This is a genomic window from uncultured Thiodictyon sp. (genome assembly GCA_903837595.1).
Lineage (GTDB): Bacteria > Pseudomonadota > Gammaproteobacteria > Chromatiales > Chromatiaceae > Thiodictyon.
The window spans coordinates 14,673-35,607 of sequence record CAILVI010000309.1 but is presented as its reverse complement, the minus strand read 5'-3'; the positions used below and the strand labels follow the sequence as shown (position 1 = coordinate 35,607).

At 64.3% G+C, this 20,935-nt stretch carries 12 protein-coding genes; 5 read left to right on the top strand and 7 right to left on the bottom strand.

Annotated elements, in window-relative coordinates:
• Positions 1–10 precede the first annotated feature (10 nt).
• Positions 11–1,006: an OmpA family protein gene (locus QZY44_RS17135; protein WP_295448817.1), complete on the bottom strand. Its 996-nt coding sequence runs from the start codon at positions 1,004–1,006 to the stop codon at positions 11–13.
• A 200-nt stretch (positions 1,007–1,206) separates the two neighbouring features.
• Between QZY44_RS17135 and hrpA the strand changes: the two genes are divergently transcribed.
• Both hrpA and QZY44_RS17125 read left to right on the top strand, forming a co-directional pair.
• Complete coding sequence (gene hrpA, locus QZY44_RS17130; protein ID WP_295448814.1) at positions 1,207–5,247, top strand: ATP-dependent RNA helicase HrpA; 4,041 nt, start codon at positions 1,207–1,209, stop codon at positions 5,245–5,247.
• A 258-nt stretch (positions 5,248–5,505) separates the two neighbouring features.
• Positions 5,506–6,531 (top strand): hypothetical protein, encoded by a 1,026-nt coding sequence (locus QZY44_RS17125; protein WP_295448812.1) that lies wholly within the window; start codon positions 5,506–5,508, stop codon positions 6,529–6,531.
• Between the two features lie 4 nt (positions 6,532–6,535).
• Here QZY44_RS17125 and QZY44_RS17120 read toward each other — a convergent pair whose 3' ends face one another.
• Positions 6,536–7,987 carry a deoxyribodipyrimidine photo-lyase gene (locus QZY44_RS17120; RefSeq protein WP_295448809.1) on the bottom strand — a complete coding sequence of 484 codons (1,452 nt, stop codon included), beginning with the start codon at positions 7,985–7,987 and terminating at the stop codon, positions 6,536–6,538.
• Positions 7,988–8,511: 524 nt separating this feature from the next.
• On the opposite strand from QZY44_RS17120, the gene QZY44_RS17115 reads away from it, so the two are divergent.
• A complete protein-coding gene (locus QZY44_RS17115) occupies positions 8,512–9,819 on the top strand; it encodes a DUF2254 domain-containing protein (protein ID WP_295448806.1) in 1,308 nt (435 codons plus the stop codon).
• Between the two features lie 329 nt (positions 9,820–10,148).
• Here QZY44_RS17115 and QZY44_RS17110 read toward each other — a convergent pair whose 3' ends face one another.
• A complete protein-coding gene (locus QZY44_RS17110) occupies positions 10,149–12,551 on the bottom strand; it encodes a DEAD/DEAH box helicase family protein (RefSeq protein WP_295448803.1) in 2,403 nt (800 codons plus the stop codon).
• A 2-nt stretch (positions 12,552–12,553) separates the two neighbouring features.
• Positions 12,554–15,622 (bottom strand): N-6 DNA methylase, encoded by a 3,069-nt coding sequence (locus QZY44_RS17105; protein ID WP_295448800.1) that lies wholly within the window; start codon positions 15,620–15,622, stop codon positions 12,554–12,556.
• A gap of 873 nt (positions 15,623–16,495) precedes the next feature.
• On the opposite strand from QZY44_RS17105, the gene QZY44_RS17100 reads away from it, so the two are divergent.
• Positions 16,496–16,693, top strand: coding sequence for a hypothetical protein (locus QZY44_RS17100; RefSeq protein WP_295448796.1), 198 nt, complete (start codon positions 16,496–16,498; stop codon positions 16,691–16,693).
• Positions 16,694–16,774: 81 nt separating this feature from the next.
• Here the strand turns inward: QZY44_RS17100 and QZY44_RS17095 are convergent, their stop codons facing one another.
• From QZY44_RS17095 to QZY44_RS17085, 3 genes are all read right to left on the bottom strand, one after another.
• The gene (locus tag QZY44_RS17095; RefSeq protein WP_295448793.1) at positions 16,775–17,416 is read right to left on the bottom strand and encodes a hypothetical protein; all 642 of its coding nucleotides are present in this window, start codon (positions 17,414–17,416) and stop codon (positions 16,775–16,777) included.
• Between the two features lie 129 nt (positions 17,417–17,545).
• Positions 17,546–17,767: a gas vesicle structural protein GvpA gene (gvpA, locus tag QZY44_RS17090; protein ID WP_295448790.1), complete on the bottom strand. Its 222-nt coding sequence runs from the start codon at positions 17,765–17,767 to the stop codon at positions 17,546–17,548.
• A gap of 527 nt (positions 17,768–18,294) precedes the next feature.
• On the bottom strand, positions 18,295–18,867 hold the full coding sequence (locus QZY44_RS17085) for a hypothetical protein (RefSeq protein WP_295448787.1): 573 nt from the start codon (positions 18,865–18,867) through the stop codon (positions 18,295–18,297).
• A gap of 220 nt (positions 18,868–19,087) precedes the next feature.
• On the opposite strand from QZY44_RS17085, the gene QZY44_RS17080 reads away from it, so the two are divergent.
• A complete protein-coding gene (locus QZY44_RS17080) occupies positions 19,088–20,680 on the top strand; it encodes an arylsulfatase (RefSeq protein ID WP_295448784.1) in 1,593 nt (530 codons plus the stop codon).
• Positions 20,681–20,935 lie beyond the last annotated feature (255 nt).

The following is a 20,935-nucleotide window of genomic DNA, read 5'->3' as shown; positions in this document are numbered from 1 at the left end:
TCGCGCGGGGCTACTTCACTAACATCGGCCGGTCGTGTCCTCCCGCTTGGCCCTGCGGGGGCTTGAGTGCGGGGATCGGACTGTCTGCCGGCTTCGCCGGTACTGTGCCCAACGGCTCGATGACCAGCTCCACCCGCTGGTTGCGAACACGCTCCTGCCAGGTCTGGGCGCGGCCGGCGGCCGCGACCAAGGGGGCCTCTGAGCCGCGTCCGATCGGGGTGATCCGGTCCGCGACGACGCCTTTGGTGACCAGGTAGGCCTTGACCGCATCGGCCGCCCGCTGCGACTGGCGCAGGTTGGTGTCGGGGTCACCCCGGTCGTCGGTGTGGACCAGGACCTGGATGCGGGTCTTGGGGTTGTCGGTGAGTATCCGCGCGAGCACATCCAGTGGGCGCTTCGCCTTGGGGGCAATCTTGTCACCCTTGCCCTCGAACGGGATGCGGTCGGCCAGATTGACCTCGACATGGGTGCCCTTGTTGACGGGGGCGAAGCGCAGGTCGTCCAGTGCTAGGGCGACCATGGCGACCGGCTCGGTCACATATTCCTGGATCTGCTCTTGGCGCAGGGTGCGCAGGCTCATGCCCAGCACCCCGGGGCCGTGCTCGAAGGCCTTGGATGCGGCGGCGGGTTTGGGTTCGCCCAGGTTGGCGGTTGGGGGCGTCGTGGACGTGGCTGGTGTAGCGTTTGCCGGGTGACCGACGGCCGGGTGCCGGGCCTTGTGCTTGGCGGCCTCGGTGGTCTTGGTCTTGGGGGCCGCGGCGGCCGCCGTCTTCGCGTGCGGCTTGGCGGCCTCTGTCTTCTTTTGCGGCTTGGTGGCCGGGGCGCTCTTGTGTGGCTTGGCGGATTCGTTTCCCGCGGCCGCGCCGGCCGGGGACGGCGCCACGGCGAGCGTCGCCAGGATCAGGGCGGAACAACCGGCGAGCAGCGTCATGACGCCGCGTCGCCAGTGCGGCGGGGTCGCCAGCGGCCACCGGGCGGGCGGCAGCGGGTGCGCTTTGCGTTGCATCCTTATCCTCTTTGCTTCTTGGCTGTCGGGTAGGACCGTGACGGAGCTCGGTCAGTGCTTTCGGCCGTTTTGTCGGGGGTCCTGCCAACACGGTCGATTCGGCGCGGTAACATACCCGCTTTCCGGGGCGAATGCTCAGATCCGTTCGCCGACCATGACCGCTGACAGCCAGAGAGCAACCCCTGTGGGCTCATCCCAACTTGAATAACGATCCCTTCCCGACCGACCGAGACCTGGAAACCTGCCTGATCGCCGACCGCCAGACGCTGCGGGCACGCCTGCGCGGCCTGCGGCGGCGTGCCCGTGAGGGGCAGCCGATGGATCAGGGGCTGGTGGCGCTGTGGGCCGCGGTGCGCGCCTCCCAGGCACTGGCGCAGCGCCGCCGCGCCCTGGTTCCGGCCATTGCCTACCCACCGGAGTTACCGGTGAGCGAGCGGCGCGCCGCGGTGGCCGGGCTGATCCAGGCCCACCAGGTGGTGGTGCTGTGCGGTGAGACCGGCTCCGGCAAGTCCACCCAGCTGCCCAAGATCTGCCTGGACTTGGGGCGCGGTGTACTGGGGCGCATCGGCCACACCCAGCCGCGGCGCATCGCCGCCCGCAGCCTGGCCAGTCGGGTCGCCCAGGAATTGGGCAGCGAGCTCGGCGGTCTGGTCGGTTACAAGGTGCGCTTCCACGATCGGGTGTCCCCGCAGACCTGTATCAAGCTGATGACCGACGGCATGTTGCTGGCCGAGGTCCAGCACGACCGCGCGCTTCTGGAGTACGACACACTCATTATCGACGAGGCACATGAACGCAGCCTGAACATCGATTTTCTCTTGGGCTATCTCAAAGGCCTGTTGCCGCGCCGCCCCGAACTGAAGCTCATCGTCACCTCGGCCACCATCGACCCCGGGCGCTTCGCCCGGCACTTTGCCGATGCGCACGGTACCCCCGCGCCGGTGATCGAGGTCTCGGGTCGCACCTACCCGGTGGAGGTGCGCTACCGCCCGCCGGCCGAGGATGAGAGCGCCGGGGAGCGCGATGACGCCATGCAGCAGGCGATCTCGGACGCGGTGGGCGAACTGGCGCGGGAGGGCAGGGGGGACGTGCTGGTCTTCCTGTCGGGCGAGCGCGAGATCCGAGAGACGGCGGAGACGCTGCGCAAGCACCACCCGCCCTCGACCGAGATCCTGCCGCTGTTCGCGCGCCAGGGCTATGAGGAACAAGCGCGGGTCTTCAAGTCCCACGGCACCCGCCGCGTGGTGTTGGCCACCAATGTGGCGGAGACCTCGCTCACGGTACCCGGCATCCATTATGTGGTTGACCCGGGCTTTGCCCGCATCAGCCGCTACAGCCACCGTGCCCGCGTTCAGCGCCTGCCGGTGGAGCGGATTGCCCAGGCCTCGGCCAACCAGCGTAAGGGCCGCTGCGGGCGGGTGGCCGCCGGTATCTGTATCCGGCTCTATACGGAAGACAACTTCCAGGCGCGCGCCGGCTATACCGAGCCCGAGATCCAGCGGACCAACCTGGCCGCCGTCATCCTCCAGATGAAGCTCCTGGGCTTCGGTGGTATCGAGTCATTCCCCTTCCTGGACCCGCCGGACGGGCGGCTGATCGCCGACGGCTACCGCACCCTGGAGGAACTCTGTGCGATCGACCCGCGGGGCGAACTGACCCCGCTTGGGCAACACCTTGCGCGCCTGCCGGTGGACCCGCGTATCGGGCGGATGTTGCTCGCCGCCGCCGAGCACCACTGCCTGGCCGAGGTGCTGGTGATCGCCAGCGCGCTGAGCATCCAGGACCCGCGTGAGCGCCCGCAGGAGCGGCAGCAGGCGGCGGACCAGGTCCATGCCACCTTCAACCATCCGGACTCCGATTTTTTGGCGCTGCTCAACCTCTGGCACTTCGTGGAGAAGGAGCGCAAGGCGCTCTCCAAGAACCAGTTCCGCAAGCTGTGCCAGCAGCATTTTCTCAACTGGAACCGCGTGCTGGAGTGGCACGACATCCACGCCCAGTTGCGCGAGCAGTTGCATGAGATCCAATCGCTGAAGCAGTCGCGCCCGCCCGTAGGGTCCGCTGCGCGGACCAGCGACCTCGCCGTGAGCGAGGCCCCCGGCACCCCCGAGGAGATCCATCGCGCGCTCCTCACCGGCCTGCTTGCCAACATCGGCTTCAAGGACGAGAACCGCGAATACCAGGGCGCTCGCAACAGCCGCTTTGTCATCCATCCCAGCAGCGGCCTGGTGAAGGACGGTCCCAAGTGGATCGTCGCCGCCGAGCGCATCGAGACCACCCGCCACTACGGGCGCACCGTGGCCCGGGTTCAGCCCGCCTGGATCGAGGCGGCCGGTGCCCACCTGGTGCAGCGGGCCTACGCGGAACCCCACTGGCAGGCGGATTCCGGGCAGGTCGCGGCCTTTGAGCGGGTGACCCTGTTCGGCGTCACCCTGGTGCCGCGCCGTCGGGTCAACTATGGCCCGATCAATCCGGCGGAGGCGCGCGAGATCTTCATCCGCTTCGCCCTGGCCGAGGGCGATTTCACGACCCGTGCCCCCTTCTGGCGGCACAACCGCGAACTGATCGAGTACGTCCAACACCTGGAGGCCAAGTCGCGGCGCCGCGACATTCTGGTCGACGAGGAGGTCATCTGCGCCTTCTACGAGGAGCGGGTGCCCTCCGGCATCTATTCCACCGCCCAGTTCGAGAAATGGCTGCGCGAGGCGACCCGCAAGAACCCCAAGTGTCTGCACATGCGCATGGCCGACCTGATGCGCCACGATGCGGCCGGGGTGACCGCCGAGGCATTCCCCGACGGGATGCAAATCGGCGCCACCCGGCTGCCGCTGGAGTACCACTTCGACCCCGGCAGTACGGCCGATGGGCTGACCCTGGTGGTGCCGCTGCCACTGATCAATCAGGTCTCCGGCGAGCGCCTGGAGTGGCTGGTCCCGGGGCTCCTGACCGAGCGCATCACCGAGCTGCTGCGCGGTCTGCCCAAGGCCATCCGTAAGGGTCTGGTGCCGATCCCGGACACCGCCGTCCGCCTGGCTGCCCATCTCAAGCCCACGGATCGGCCGCTGATCCAGGCCCTGGGCGAGGCGATCCGGGAGCTGACCGGCCTGCTGGTCCCGGAGGGTGCCTGGGACCCCGCCATCCCCGAGCACCTGCGCATCAAGGTCCGCCTGGTGGACGACGCGGGCCAGGAGATCGCCACCGGCGCCGACCCGGCCCAACTCAAGCGTGAGCACGGCGGTGAGGGCCAACAGCGCTTCGCCGCGATCCCGGCCAGCGGCCTGGAGCGCGAGGGGCTCACCCGCTGGACCTTCGGCGACCTGCCCGAGCAGGTGGACCTGACCCGCGCCGGCATCCAACTGCGCGGCTATCCCGCCCTGGTGGATACCGGGGAGGCTGTCGCCATCCGCGTCCTGGACTCGGCCGAGGGTGCAGCGCTCGCCATGCGCGCCGGGCTGCGGCGGCTCTTCATGTTGCACCTGGGTGCCGAGCTGCGGGTGCTCAAGAAGGGTCTCCCCGGCCTCGCCCGCATGGCGCTGCAATACGCCAAGGCCCCCGCCGCACCGGACTGGGAGCGCCGCACCCCAGTGCGGCCCGGCCCCGCAGCCTCCGTGCCCCCCGAGTCTACCAAGGGCGCTGCCGCCAAGCCGTCCCGTGCTCCTGATCTGGCCGACGAACTCCTCTCGCTCATTCTGGACCTTACTTTCGTCGAGTCCCTTGAGCCCATCCGCACCCAAGCCGCCTTCGCGTCGCGTCTCACTAGCTGCAAGCCGCGCCTCACGACCACCGCGCAGGAGGTCTGCCGGCTCGCCAGCGCCATCCTGGATGCCTATCAGGGACTGCGTCAGCGCCTGGCCGCCATCACCCAGGTCAACTGGAAGCCATCGGTAGACGATCTGCGCGCCCAGCTGGACCGCCTGGTCTTCCGCGGCTTCCTGCAGGCCATCCCCTACGTGCACCTCAAGGACTATCCGCGCTATCTCAAGGCCGCGGACCTGCGTGCCCAGGCGCTTTTGCATGCCAGCGCCCGGGACCAGCAGCGCATGGCCGAGCTGGCGCCGATCGAGGCCCGCTGGCGTGAGCGCAGCGCCGCTGCCCAGAAGGCCGGTCGCGAGGACCTGCGGTTGGATGAGATCCGCTGGATGCTGGAAGAACTGAGGGTGTCGCTCTTTGCCCAGTCGCTGGGGACCGCCTATCCGGTGTCGGTCAAGCGCCTTGAAGCGCGGTGGCGGGAGTTGGGCTTGTAGGGGCGGGTTTCAAACCCGCCCCTACCCTGGTGACACCGCTCCAGCGGTGTCACCCTTGTGTTGGCCGCTGTGCGGCCCGGTGCAGCCGAACAGACCTGCACTGCGCCCCGATGGAGTCTAACGCCAAAGCGGGCGCTGGCGTAGCAATCCCATCCAACGCGTCGGCTAGATCACGCCGGCCAGTGCCCTTAACTGCGATATCTACTGGTTATTCGACCGGGCGGCCGCGCTGGCCGCGCACTCATCTGGGAGTAGGCTATGCGTGCTTTCTATTTCACTCACTTGACTGTTTGGCGCGGTGGGCCGCGTCCGGTTGCCGGCCTGGTCGGGGCGCTGGCGTTGTTTGCTGTCGCTTGTGCGGTCGCCGATGCCGCGGCGGACCCGTCGTCCCCGAGCCAGTCGGCCGCGCCCGGCGACGTCCTCTTTCCCGTGCGCAGCGTTGCGCTCACCTTGCCCAGCGGCGACTTGGCCGACGTCTATCTGCCGGGTATCGCCGCGGCAGAGCAGCGGGTTTCCGAGAACAGGTTTCCCGTGGTCGCGGTGCTGCAGGGTGCCATGGTCGACAAGTCGCATTACCAACAGCTGGGCAATGCGATTGCCCGGCAAGGGTTCGTGGTGGTGATCCCTAACCACTTTCGGACCGTTCCATCTTTTCCGAGCCCGGTGCTGTTCTCGGAGGTCGGTGTCGTGACCGATGTCTACGCGGCCGTGGTGGCTGCCGATGCGGCTGCGCAGTCACCGCTGTATGGGCTCATCGACACCGCGACCATGGGGTTGATCGGCCATTCGCTCGGCGGTTCCGTGGGTCTCTATGCGATCGGCGGTGTCTGCGCGCCGGGTATCTGCACCGATCCCAGCCTCCACTACACGCGGCCGGCGGCGCTGCGTGCTGCCGCGACCTATGGTGCCAGCCTTTTCGGGACCAATGGAACCGTCACCGACGTGGATACGGCGGGCGTTGCGGTGGCGCTCCTGCAGGGCAGCCAGGATCGTGTCGCCCTGCCGGAGAAGGCGGCGCCGGCCTATGCGGCACTGGAGCGACCACGCGCCCTGATCGAGATCGCGGGGGCCAATCACTACGGCATTTGCGACGAAAACAATCCGCCGGGCGCGCGGCCGGACCCCGGTGCGCCGACCCTCACGCAAGTTCAGGCGAATGCCGCTGTGGATGATTGGATCGGGCGGTGGCTGCGGGCGGCACTGCGCCACGACGAGCGGGCGCAGCGCGCGATCCAAGGCGTCAGTGCGTCCCCGGATGGCGTGGTGAAGGTGGTGTCCGATTAGGGGCTCACGCCGCCTTGATGGTCTCGAACGCCGCCAGTGCCTCCAACCGCGAGCGGGCGAGGTCGACCAGGGGGTGCGGGTAATCGTCCCCCAGGGTCACGCCGGCGGCGTGCAGGACGGCGGCGGGGGCGGCCCAGGGCTGGTGGATGAAGCGCTCCGGCAGCCGCGCGAGTTCCGGGCACCAGTGGCGGACATAGTCGCCCTGGAGGTCGAAACGTTCGCCCTGGCGGACCGGGTTGAACACGCGGAAATAGGGTGCGGCATCGGCCCCGCAGCCGGCGGTCCATTGCCAACCCAGGGTGTTGGCGGGGAGATCGGCGTCGACCAGGGTGTCCCAGAACCACTGGACACCGGCCTGCCAGGGCAGGAGCAGGTTCTTGGTGAGATAGGAGGCGACCACCATCCGCACCCGGTTGTGCATCCAGCCGGTGCGCCAGAGCTCGCGCATCCCCGCGTCGACCAGCGGCACGCCGGTGCGGCCCTGTTGCCAGGCGGTGAGCCGGGCGGCGGCGTCCACGGTGTGCCAGGGGAAGCGGGCGAAGCGCGGGTCCAGCGGCTCCGCGGTGGTGTGCGGGAAGTGATAGAGCAGGTGATGGGCGAACTCGCGCCAGCCGAGCTCGCGCACGAACACCTCGGCGGCCGGTGCCGCGAGCGACCCGTGCCGTTCCCGGATGAGGGCCAGCAGCCGCCGCGGGCCGATCTCGCCAAAGTGCAGGTGGGGCGAGAGGCTGGAGGTGCCGGGCTCGGCGGGGAGGTCACGGCCCTGCGCGTAGCCCGCGAGGGCGCCGTCGATGAAGCGCCGGGCCTGCGCCAGGGCCGCGGTCTCGCCCGGCTGCCAGCGCCCGGCCAGCCCCTGGTCCCAGTGGATGCGGGGCAAGAGGTCCAAGGTGTCGACGCTGATGGCGGCCGACTCCGGGTCGTCCAGGTCCGGGGGGCGACGCCACTGGATCGGCACCGGCAGTGGTGTGAGCTGATCCAGTTCGAGTATGGCCTTGCGCCAATAGGCGCTGAAGACCCGGTAGGGGCCGCCGGCGCCGGTCAGCGGCTCCCAGGGTTCGTGCAGCAGCAGTGCGTTGAAGCTCTCGCAGCGCAGCCCCCGGGCGCGCAGTGCCAGCTTGATGTGGGTATCCCGGGCGCGGGTGGCGGGGTCGTAGAGACGGCTCCAATAGACGCGGGTGGCGCCGGTGCGCTGTGCGATCCGCTCCAGCACCGCCAGGCTCTCACCCGTGGCGATCCGCAGCCGGCTGCCGCGCTCGCGCAGCGCCCGATCCAATGCCTTGAGGCTCCCATCGATCCACCAGCGCGTAGCCGCCCCGGGGGGCCAGGGGGCCTCTTCGGCAGGCGCATGGATATAGAGCGGCAGTACCCGCTCATTCTCTGCCATGGCTTGCACCAGGGCCGGGTTGTCGTCGAGGCGCAGGTCGCGCCGCAACCACAGGATCGCGGTGTCGGGCATGGCAAGTCCTAACGCAAATAATTCAGCTGAGGAGCCCCATCGTTATGTCACCGACCGCCCCCCACCGGGCCGCTGCGTCGGTGCCCACAGGTCATCCAGACTGATCGTTGCCGCCTCGAAGGGTGGGACCGACACCCGCGCGCCGCCCGCGAAACGCCCGATGGTGGCGCCGCAACGCTAGCCCCCGGTGGGCGGCACTGTCAACCGACCTGCCCCGCAGCATCCGCTGCGCCGCGCTTCAGACGGCAACCCGCGGGACCGGGATTCACCTAAGTCCGGCAATTGCTCACACCAAGGCGCCAAGCTCGCCAAGAAAAACAACAGGGGAGGTCTAATAGGCACATAACCCGTCGGGGGGACCGCTCAGTACCGATCTGTGTTAGCCTTCGTCCCACTGATGCTGGGGTAGCCGAGGGCACGAGCCGGGAAAAGAGCCCAGGCGGGAGTTAATTTCGGCCATTCTATCCCGAAATGTATTCGAGCCCGGCCACTCTTGCTCAGGGTGACAATGGTGAACCGTGAATATGAATGAGATACGAACGCCGCTGTGGCTGATTCCATTGCTGTATGCCGCAGTGGCCGCGATCTGCGGCTTGACGCTCCCGCGCCTGGAGCACGCCTTCCTGGGCGCCTACAGTCACGGGATGGCGGTCGCATCCGCGCAGGCGGCGCTCTCCGCCATCGCCTCGGGCATGATGGCGCTGACCGGCGTCGTCTTCGCACTCGCCTTCGTCATGGTGCAATTCAGCGCGCTCGCCTATTCCCCGCGGCTGGTCACCTTGCTCAGCCGCGACCCGATGCTATTTCATGCCCTCGGGCTATTCATTGCCACCTTCATGTATGCGATCGCCGCCCTGGCCTGGACCGATCGGGGCGGTAACGGTCGGGTACCCCTGTTTTCGGTGTTGGCGGTCACCGCACTATTGCTCCTGAGTATGATCTCCTTTGCCCGGCTGGTGCAGCGGCTCAATAGCCTGGAGATTGGCACGGTGCTCGATTCGATCGGCCGGCGCGGACGGGCCGTCATTCGTGCCATGTTCCCGCGACTCGATTCGCCGGCCGGTGCGCTCCCCGAGTCCTGTCAGTCGCTGATGGAGGAGGCGCGTCGGCGCCAGGTGACGCAGACCCTGCGTTATTCGGGCGAGCCGCGGAGCATCGCGTCCTTCGAGCTCGACGCCCTGGTGCGGCAGGCCGAGACGGCGCAGGCCGTGATCGTACTGGAATGCGCCGTGGGCGATACGCTGGTCGAAGACACCCTGCTGCTGCGGGTGCATGGCGGCTGCCGCCCCCTGGCGGAGCCTCAACTGCGGCAAGCGATCCGGCTGGCGCGGCAACGTACCTTCGAGCAGGACCCGAAATACCCGCTGCGGCTGCTGGTGGACATTGCGATCAAGGCCCTGTCCCCCGCCATCAACGACCCCACCACGGCGGTCCAGGCGATCGATCAGATCGAGGACCTGCTGATCCGCCTGGGCCGGCGGGCGCTCGATGCCGGCTGCCTAACCGATGGGGGCGGTGCGTTGCGGGTCCTCTTTCCGACGCCCACCTGGGAGGACTATCTGACGCTGGCCTTCGACGAGATCCGCCACTACGGTGCCGATTCGGTTCAGGTCATGCGCCGGCTGCGTGCCGCCCTGCTCGGTCTGGAGGGCTCGCTGACCGAGGCCGACCGGCAGCAGGCGGTGCGCCGGTATCTGCAACACCTGAACCTTGCGGTGCAGCACTCGGTCCTCGACGCGCAGGATCAGGCGACGGCCCAGCAAGACGACCGGCAGGGTCTGGGTCTGACCCGCCGGCGGGTCAGTCCTGGGGCGGCGCCGGGTGACGCCTGACTCCAGGAGCGGGCCCCCATTCCTACTTCACGGCCGAGGTAGCTGAGGGGCCACTCATCTCTTCGTGCTGGTTCCAGCCCAAGAATACGTCGGCCAGTTCCAGAAAACCCTCCAGGAATTCCCGCCGCGCCAGAAGCCGGGCAGCGTCAGCATTGACAAGGCCATGGATCAGTTCATGAACGCTAAGCCAAACTGAGGCCGGGGATAAGGGGCCGGTGCGGCTCGGCAATGCGGTTCCGGGGGCAGTAGACTTCATTCAGCTTGAGACCAGTCTCGATTGAGTAAACTGTCTCCGGAATTGCCCGGAATTGCATGACTAGCCCAAGGCGCTACGCGACCTTCTTCAGATTTCCCTGGATCTCCGCGACGACCTCCCGCAGTCGCCCGTCGAATTGGCGATTGATGTCCTCGAAGCTGCCGATCAGTCGGGCATAGATTGGGTTGGCGAAGATGGCATCCAGATCGACCCGGCCTTGGGATGAGAGGTTGGCGATGAATGCATCCTTGATCTTGTGCAGTGCCTTAGCCTGCGCATCCGTAAAGTTATAGATCGTCAGATAGCTCTCGAAACCCGATTCGATGCGCTCGCGGGTGGTTGGGATCTTGCGCACCCCGAGCACCGCCAGGAAGAAGTCCCAGACCGAACCGGCGGGGTAATCATAGATCCGCTGTAACTGCTCCTCGCTCAGGATGACGTCCGGTGCAGCGGCCCAGGCCATCACCAGGGCCAGCTCCTCCTCGGTCGGCTGATAGTCCTTGTCCTCCCATGCCTTACGCCGCAACAGTGCAATACGCGGGTCCATGGTCAATTTGACACCGTTCTCGAACAACTCCCGCGCCTGTGCCACCGGGATGTTGTCGACGATCTTCAGGCCCTCCTCGGTCATCAGCGTGCGTTGAATCAGGCTGGCCGGGTCCGGGTTGTCCAGAATCCCATCCACCCGGGCGCCGCCTCCACCGCCATTACCACCGCCATTGGCGCCATTCTTCACGACCTTCTCGTTTAGCTTCGGTGTCCCTTTACCGTTGTCATCCATGCGTTTGCAAAGCCCGACGAAATCCAGGATCTGGAAGCTGAACTTCCCGGTCTTGGGGTCGAGTCGGGTGCCGCGTCCGAGCATTTGCAGATACTTGGCGATCGACTTAGTCAGTGCGCCGAAGGCCACATAGCGCAGGCAAGGGACATCGACACCCGTACTCATGATGTCTACCGACACCACGATCCGCGGGTTGGAATAGGGCCGCTCGAACCAGTCCTTGAGTGACTCGTTGATGTCGTCGTTGTCGGAGATGACCGCCTCCGCGTAGCGCGGGCTGTCGTCGGTGGAGTTGAAGACGGCATTGATCGCCTTGACCAGCATCAGGCTATGGGCCTGACTGGCCGCGAACAGCAGTACCTTCTCGCCGTAGTCCGTCTCCTGGCGCAGGATCTCCGCCCACCGCTTGGCCTGCTCGTCGCTCAGGATGCGCTTATTGAGCCGCTCCAGTTCGATCCGCTCCGGGTTGCCGATCTCGATGCGCGCCCGGGTGTCGGGGTCCAATAGATGGTCATAGAGCACCCCGGCATCCATTGCCTCCTGGGTCAAGGCCGTGATGTGCTCCTCCTTGCCGTAGGGCGCCAGAAAACCCTCGCTGATGCCCTGCGCGAGATCGAAGCAGTAATCAGGTTCGCCGGATGCGCAGCCGAACAGGCAATAGGTGTCATTGACCGCCAGGTCGGCGTCGTCGATGGTCGCACCCTTGGGCGGGACCGCGATGCGCGGGGTGGCGGTTAGGCCGACCCGCGGACAGACAAAATGGTCGAACACCAGATTGCGGTTCACCGTAATGGACCGATGGCATTCATCGACGATGATCAGGTCATAGAAGTTGCTGGGGATGCGGTCATAGAGTAACTCGAGGGTATCGATCACCACCACATGGATATTCTTGTTCGCGTGCGTGCGCCAACTCCCCGAGGTGATCCAATGGCTGTTATAGTTTGGGGCGAGCAGGCTGAAGCCCTTATTGATGGCCTGACGCGCCAGGGTGCGGCGATCCACCACGAACAGGATGCGCCGCGCCAGGGCATAATCCAGCAGGGCCTTGACAAAGGCGACCAGGGTGCGGGTCTTGCCGAGTCCGGTGGCCATGTGCACCAGCATCTTCATCTTGCCCTCGCGGTAGAGGGCAAGCAGGATGCGGATGCAGTCCAGTTGATACGTACGCTCTTTGCCTGCCGCCGGGTCGAAGCCGCCGGCGATGGCGGTATCGATGCGGATTTCCTGCTGACGGCGCTTCTGCCGATCCTGCTCCAGCTTTAGCTTCATCGCCTCCAGGGTCATGAAATCGGTGACTGGCCGAAACTCCGCCGCGTCCACACCGCGCCAGGCGAGGTCGAAGAACAGCAGCTTGAGCCCGCCCGCCCCGTCCGCCGCGCAGGCATAGAGGAACCGGGGCCGCAGGACCCGGCTGTATTTGAGCCGCAGCTTCGGCAGGGCCTTGGCCGGGTCATCCAGCTTGTCCTCGAGTACCGCCAGTGCCTCGCCTTGGATGTCCTGTAAGACAAAGTCCGGTCGGATCGACTTGCTGCCGGGGTAGTCCCGCTGTTCGTCCTCCGTCAGGGCGTAGCTCGGTTGATAGAGTAGGGTATCGCCCAAACGCCAACCCAGTGCCTTCAACGCCTCATAGACTCGCAGGTCGACGGCGGATGCCTCGTTGTCGAAGATGCCGGTCTTGGTGGGCTTGGGCATGGTCAGGACTCCCAGATACTATCTAGAATCTTGCGTGATTTGGCTTCGGCCTCTGCTTTCAATTGCAGCAGGTCAGCCAGCAGTTTGGTCTGGCGGTCAAGCTCAATAATGACTGCCTGCTGCTCTTCCAAGCTTGGTATCGGTACGCGCAGATTCGCGATGACGGACAAGTTTAAGTGGGGGACGCCGCCGCCGCTGTATTCCTGTCCCCGAATCTCTTCGTACATTGAGCGCAGGTAGTAATAGACATAGCGCGGAAGTACCTCTGGGCGCGTGATAACGATTCCAGCGCAATTCTGGGTAATCGCGGCGGGAACACGCAGGTAAGCCGCTTTGCCTCGCGTCGCTCCTTGCCCGTACATTGCAACTAAGATGGTATCCGGCGGATAGATGCGTAGATGGTAATCGGATATGGCCTGGTCAGTCAGCGTTTCGGTTGTCTTTTCGATATCGCATTCGCTTACCTCCGCGGTTAGAATCCAATTTACAGTTCCACCGAAATAATTCAAGTTCGTTCGGGAAGGCGTCGAGCCTGTGCCAATATCTGCTATGGCTGAGAGTTGGTGCTCCTGTCCACTGAAGATTGTTTGGTCAAGTTTCCAGTTCTTCTCAACCATACTAATCCCTTGAGCGATTGAGTCATTGCGATCCAATGTTAATGCCATGTCTTCCTGTTCAGCAAGGTCTGGTAAAGGCACCGTGAGGCTTTCGATAAATTCAGGTTGCGATCTCCCTTTGACTCCGCCGGGTTTGTTTGCCGCAAGAGTCGCCAAGAAGTTAGGATGGCGAAGTATGCGAGCCAATAAAGTCGTAGAAATCTGAGCCGCGTCGACTGTATAAATCAAATAATCCATGGACGCCAACACCCGACCTGCATCATTTATAGCTGTTGCTCCTTGGTGGAAATTTATCTTAGAAATGATCAAATCACCTTTCTCGGTCCACTGAAGGTTCGTCTCGGCGGCGCGCTCCTCGCGCATGAATAACTTGCCGTCAGAGAAGCGTATTTTCCCTACAATGTCGGTTTCGCCGGAGTAATCGGATTGGGCCACTACCTCGCGTCGTAACCTGAATAGCTCGCTGAGAGGTAAATGGGGCATACGCTGTTGCGATGCGATGATCTCTTGCAAGGTCCGCAAGTGTGGATAGCGCTCAAACTCCCCGGCCGAGACATTCTCAAGAAACTGCCTTGCCCAATCGAGTTCAAGCGTATGCCGCGGGTCCAGAGTGGAGAGCAACTCATCCAGCCGCTCGATGGGGGCGGCAGCCACTGCGCGATAGCGGCGTTCCAGCAGGTCCTCCGGCTCGGTCTCGCGTACTTGCGTCGCGGCGAAAGCCCGCCAGGCATCCAATTGTGCCGTGGTCAGGCCGCTGCGATAGTTCGGCAGGTTGAATGAATAGAGGTGCGCGCGTTCGATCTTGCGGGCGATCTCGCTTTGGGTCTTGGCTTCCCACAGATCGGCGTGGTGAGCGAAGCGTATGAGTCGTTCGGCTTCGGTGAGCCGCTTGGCCGCGATTTGGGCGGCCCACTTCTGTTCCAGCTTGTTCCTGTCTTCGGCCCTCTTGATTGTCATATCGGCACGGGTCTCGGCGCGGATACGGTCCTTGATCCGCGGGTCCAGGGTCGTGATCCACTCCGCGGGGATGCAGAATGAGTGGCGCGATTCAGGCGGCTCGCGACCCTCGCGCACATAGCTATGGAACAGCTCGAGCGCCTCGACCAGTTGGCAGCCAACCATGGGCTTGCGGTTGGTGCCCATGGAATAGCCGTCGTTCGTCACCTTGTAGAACCAGACCCGCTCGGTAGGGCGGCCCTTGACGAAGAACAGGATGGAGGTCTTGGGTCCCTGGCCGCCCTTGCTGACGAAGACGCCCTGGGGCAGACTGATGATGGCTTGCAGGTCGCAGTCTTCCAACAGACTCCGGCGAAGCGCGCGGGCGCTGTTCTGGTCCCAGGTCAGGAACCCTTCCGAGACGACGACTCCGCAGACCCCGCCGGGCTTGATCAGTTCCAGCATCAGCTTGACGAACAGGATGGTCGTTTCGCTCTCGGTCGGGTATTCGCTCCAGACGTTGGGGTAGGATTCCTTGTCCCGCTGGGCGCCGAAGGGCGGGTTGGCGAGCACGATGCTCTTACTGTTGGGCGGGATCTCGGTTCCGAACTTCTCCAGCGCATCACCCTGGACGATATTGCCGGGGTTGAGACCGCGCACATAGAAATTGATGGCGGCCATCTTGCGCACCATCCCCAGATACTCCACACCGCCGACCCCGGTGCGGTAGAAGTCCGTATTGACTTCGATGGACGGCACCGGGACCGGATGACGCTCAAACCAGGCCTTGAACCAGGCGGCGAGTTCCGGGTGGGACTTGGGGCCTGGCCAGTGACCTTCGCGGTAGACGCCCTCCAGCACATATTCAAAGCTGTCGAACATGAAGCCGCCGGTGCCGACGGTCGGATCGAACAGCCGGGACTGAAAGGTCGGCGCGGCCAAGCCGACCATGAACTCACGGATATGATCCGGGGTGCGGTGCAGGCCGATGTCCTTGGTGCCGCCGGTCTCGGAGAGGGCGGACTCGATGGCATCGCCGAGCAGGTCGGTCTTGAGCAGCCGATCACTGTCCAGTTCCGCCACCAGGCCAATGATCTCGGCCATGTTGCCGCTGGTGACATTGTTGGTGAAGTTCGAGTTGCTGAAGACCTCCTCGATCAGCACCAGTTGGTCCTGCACCTTGTCGCTCAGGTTGCCGCGCCAGACCTTGCGGGCCTCGCGCAATATGCCGGCATAGAAGGGAAACAGGTCGAGGTTGAGACTTGGCAGGATCTCATCGTTGGGCAGGCTGAGCAGGGAGGAGAACAGCAGGGCCTCGTTGTCACCCTTAAAGGCGGCGCGCAGCGGGGCGAAGTCCGGGTCCTGCACCAGCTTGACCTCGAAGATGCGCAGCAACAGCAATTCGATGATGTATTCCACCCGCTGCACCGGGGTCCCCGCCGGCCGCAACTTGTTGTGCAGCTTCTTGAGGATGTTGTTGGTTTCCTTGTCGGCGTAGTGAACGGTGGAGCGGGCCATGGATATCCTTTGGTAACGTAAACAGCGGCTGGGGCGGGCAATTGTAGGGCGGGTCGATAGATTACGCGTGCTGACGCTTCAGGACAAATTGTGCCTGGGGGCGCCTGTAAGCCGAAGCCCGTCTTCTTTAGCTTGGCCGATGGGCTTGCTCTGTCTTGAACAGCCGCTTGCCTCGCCGAGTTTGGGGGCTGAGCGCCAGTGTGGCTGTTCGGCTAATCTTGGCGAGCGATCCGGATCGGATGCTTGTTGGGTTGTAAGCCCGTTGATCGGCTTGGCAGACCTTGCGCGAGCGTACGATATTTATCGGCAGACGGGGCATGGAAAGCGCCGGCCAGTGCGTCGCACTGACCATTGGGTACTGCAGGACGCCGGCCGGGGTGGTAGCTGAGTTCTCCGGGGTCACCGCGCTGTCCGCCGGGGTGGGGGTCCTATCCGGCGGGGTACCAGCGGGTTCCCGCGGGGAGGGGGCGAAGTCCCGAGGGGAGGAGTCGGAGTCTGCAGGGGCGCCCGCGGACGGCTGAGGGGGATGTCGAAAAAGAAAGATTAATCAGTGGTATGCGAGATATTCAGGAGTTTGATGGCCGAGGGGGAGGAGTTCCAGTCTCCAGGGGAGGAGTTCAAGTGTCCAGGGGAGTCCGGCGACTCTCCTGGGGAGGCGTTCAGGTGTCCAGGGGCGTCCGGCGACGCTTCAGGGGCGGGGGGCTGATTTCCAGGGGCGCCCGGCGAACCGCCTGGGGCGGGGGGCTGGTAGCCAGGGGAGTCCAGCGGCGATTCATCGAGCAACAGCTAACGTTTGAGGAGTGAAACCAACATGCCTAACGCTGACTTCGTTCCGCCCGGGGACAACAATTCGTCAAGGGTCCGACCGAAGGCGTGAATATGTACTGCCAGCGCGACGGGGACGCCAGTTGGGTCCTCATCGGCCGTGCCAACCACTCCCCTTTCATAGACAACCGTCCCTTACTCCAGCCCGGCAAGGCCGAGTTGCGCCGCTACACGGCCGTCTATGTGATCCACGATAAGGAGATCGGGCAGTTCAGCGATACCTTTGAACTGAGCTGTGCACCGTGATGGCCTTATCATTGTTCCGGCCACAATAGCTCCCGTAGGGTGCAGTTCGTTCCTCACTGCACCCTACAACCTGGGGTCATCCTATTGGTCGGAAGGATGCTCAAGGCCGTCTTGGGCATCGTCCATCGCCATGGCCATCGCCGACTTCTCCACCGGCATCGGCTGCTCCTTGTAAGCGGCAACCTTGTGCTGGTCCTTCGGTGTCGATTTGGCCTGAGCCTTCGCCTGCACCTGGGGCTTGGTTTCGACCGGGTCCTTCATCTTCGGGGTCGGCGCGGGCTGGGAGGTGAGGGCAGCCGGCTGAGATGTCTGGCCGTACCACGCCTGACAGGTGGCGCTGCGTTGGCCGGCAAACTCACCGAGTAACTGATGGGCGGTTCGGGCGATGTCGGAGACGAACGCCTGGTCAGCGGCCCGCACCTCAATGGCCATCACGCCCCGGGCGCGCTGGAAGTCATCCAGGAGGTGGGCGACCTCTTGCTTGCGCTTGGCCTGGCGCTTGCTCATGTCGACTCGCATATCGGCAACGGCGCCGCTAAGTCGGGTGAGGAAAGCAATGCGATCGACTCGCATGGTTTCCACACTGACCTTAAACTCACGCATGAAGGCGTGCGCAGCGTCGGTGACTTCCTGGCGGTTATCGTTGATTAGGGTCTGGCGGGCGATGCGCTCGCGGGCGATCTCATCGCGTAGCCGCCCCATGTCCTCAGTAAGACTCCACATGGTTTGCTCCTCGAATCAGGTTGCCAAATCCGGCGTAGGGTCGCGCGGTTCCCGGCGCAGCGCACTCCATTGGTTAGGCGCGGCTTGCCATCTGACCCAGCCGGGGAAAATGCCGCCCGGGGTCAATGCCTAGTGCCTCGGAGCGGCAGATGGAGCGGTGAGGCCGATAGCCTCGGCATACTTCAGGTAGGTCTCGACCGAGGCGATCACTATGCGGGCTTCAATTGCCAGCAGCTCGATACCAACCAAAGACACCTTGACCCACACATCAATCACGATGCCCTTGTCGAGGATGCGGTCAACGACTTCGGCCAGGCTGGAAGAATCGGTCGAATTGGCTACTTTTGCCATTTTCAGTGCCCCAAAGAAGGTGGAGAGATGTGTACTTGACGCGTGCCTGTTAGCGAATTTTCCGGTGCTGCCGTTGCGTCGCAATCCTTATGAAACCATTCTGCCTGTCCAATGGCCGATGAGGCCATGCACGTTGCGCATCGGTTTTCTGTGAGCTGGTACACACGCGTATCAAGCACGAATGCGGGGAAATTACACTGGTTCGCTTGCCGGGTCTGTACGCTAACGCACATGGAACGGCAAGAGTGCACTATTAGCCGCTCAGTAAAGATTCAAGGCCTTGATCATAGCTCCGGCCGCCGACATTCCGTCGGCCAGCCGCCGCGGCGGTTCGCGGTTTCGCGGCTAATCGCAAAGGGCCTTGTTTTCGCGAGGACCCAACGGCGCTTCGCGCCCTTGCCGACAGAATGTCGGCGCTCCCAGGCGCGGCGGGGTTTGGTGTCTGCGAATACTTGCCCAGTCTCTAGAGCGGTGTCACCAGAGGCCGCGTGGCCGCAGTTATGATCGAGGCCGGCGCGGGTATTGCGTCACCAGCGGAAACTGACGCCCAGCGCCGGTCCGGACTGGGTCAAATTCGCGTTATTCTGGCTGAACTGGTAGCCCAGCGCGCGCCAGGCCAGGGTTACCGCACCCCAATCGTAGCGATAGCCCAGGCCGAGGATGCCCTGCCAAGTCCAGTTGGAGGTGCCGGCGCCGATGTCCGCGTAATAGGGCACGAACCAGCGGCTGTCCCCCAGTCGGACCTCGCCCTTGACGCCGACGATGCCGTCCCAGATCCCCTTGTCGATGGATGCCTTGCGGCTCAGGTAGCGCCCGCGCGCCTCCTGCAGGGTGAGGGTCAGGTTGGTGGCGAGGCCCATGTACCGCGCCCCCGCCAGCAGGTCCATGTTCCAGCGGTCAATTCTGACCAGCGCGTAGCCGCCGCCGAAGGTCAGGATGGTACTGCTGAGATCCGTGCTGGCCGTGCCGGTGATCTGCGCGGACAGGTTCCCGAGCGGGCCGGTGACGCGGCGTACCTTGGTCCTCTCGCTGCTTAGGTTCGTGTACACGATATCGCCAAAGACCAGCCAGCGGTCCTTGCGGGCTTCACCCATCATCATGAAGGCCATCTGCAGGTTGGATTGTCAAGTATCCTTAATCGGCAAGGTCTGAGGAAGGCACTGTGCGACAATTTTTCGGCCCCGGCGCCACGGGTCATGTTAATTTTTTTCACATATCACTGGTCCGCCCCGATTTAGAATGCAGGCGCGACGGCTTGGACAGTACGGAGCCAAGACGCTCAGGTGACGACGATTCCGGTGCAACATAGGAATATTGAAGATGATACCCATCCCATTCGACCCAAGCGGCCCGCGCGGGCGTCCTGGCGGCCGGCACGCACTGGCCATCCTGGCGCTGACCCTCGCGGCGCTCGGCTTCGTCACCCCCGCCGGCGCGGCGGACAAGCCCAACATCCTGGTCATCTGGGGCGATGACATCGGCACCTGGAATATCAGCCACAACAGCCGCGGCATGATGGGTTACCAGACGCCCAATATCGACCGGATCGCCGACGAGGGCCTCGGCTTCACCGATTACTATGCGCAGCAAAGCTGCACGGCGGGCCGCGCGGCCTTCATCAGCGGCTCAGTGCCGGTGCGCTCCGGGATGACCAAGGTCGGCCTGCCGGGCGCCGCGGCGGGCTGGCAGAAGACCGATGTGACGATGGCCACGGTGCTCAAGGGCCAGGGTTATGCCACCGGTCAATTCGGTAAGAACCACCAGGGCGACCGCGACGAGCACCTGCCAACCATGCACGGGTTCGATGAGTTCTTGGGTAATCTCTACCACCTCAATGCCGAGGAGGAGCCGGAGAACCTGGACTACCCGAAGAATCCGGAATTCCGCCAGAAGTTCGGCCCGCGCGGCGTACTGCACACCATCGCCGATGGCCGGGGCGGTCAGACCATCGAGAATACCGGCCCCCTGACCAAGCAGCGCATGGAGACGATCGACGACGAGACCGTCGCCGCCGCCATCGAGTTCATTACCCTTCAGGCCAAGGCCGACAAGCCCTTCTTCGTCTGGTGGAACGGCACCCGCATGCACTTCCGCACCCATGTGAAGGCGGAGAATCGCGGCAAGTCCGGACAGGATGAATACAGCGACGGCATGGTCGAGCACGACGGCCATGTGGGTCAATTGCTCAAGACCCTCGACGACCTGGGGCTCACCAACAATACCATCGTCATGTACTCCACAGACAATGGTCCGCACTACAACACCTGGCCCGATGCCGGTACCACCCCCTTCCGCAGCGAGAAGAACTCCAACTGGGAAGGCGCCTACCGGGTGCCGACCTTTGTGCGCTGGCCCGGCCATTTCGCGGCGAATAAGACCCTTAACGGGATTGTCTCCCACGAGGACTGGCTGCCGACCTTCGCGGCCATTGCCGGCGCGCCGGACATCAAGGAACGGCTGATGGCCGGTACCGATGTCAATGGCCGTCATTACCGCAACTATATCGACGGTTATAACCAGCTCGACTATCTTACCGGTAAGGTGAAGGAGTCCCCGCGCAACGAGTTCTGGTATGTGAATGACGACGGCCAAATCGTCGCCGCCCGCTACCAGGATTGGAAGGTGGTCTTCCTGGAAAATCGCGGCGAGGGCTTCGGGGTCTGGCGTGAGCCCTTCACCGAGCTGCGCGTCCCGCTATTGTTCAATCTGCGCCGCGATCCATTCGAGCGGGCGCAGCACAACTCCAACACCTATAACGACTGGTTCCTCGACCATCCGTTCGTCGTGGTGCCGATCCAGGCGATGGCCGCGAAGTTCCTGATGACGATGAAGGACTATCCGCCGAGCCAGACCCCGGGCTCCTTCAACTTGACCAAGATCCAGGCGCAATTGGGCGCCAGCGGCGGCGATTAATATCCTGGGCCTGGCCTAGGTCGCCAGAGGGACGGGGCATTCGCCCCGTCCCTTTTTTTGATCTTTAATTCATGTCCGCACCGCCTTGCTCAGCCTGCAGGCTGCACGCGCACCATGCCTGTTGATTCGCGGCCTTAGTCATCGCTCCGGCTAGACCTCTTGCGGCAACCCGTCGCGGCCTGGGGGCCGCTCCTACGCGGGTAGGAGCGGCCCCCGGGCCGCGATCAATGTTCGCAGGGTGGCCGGAATAACGAT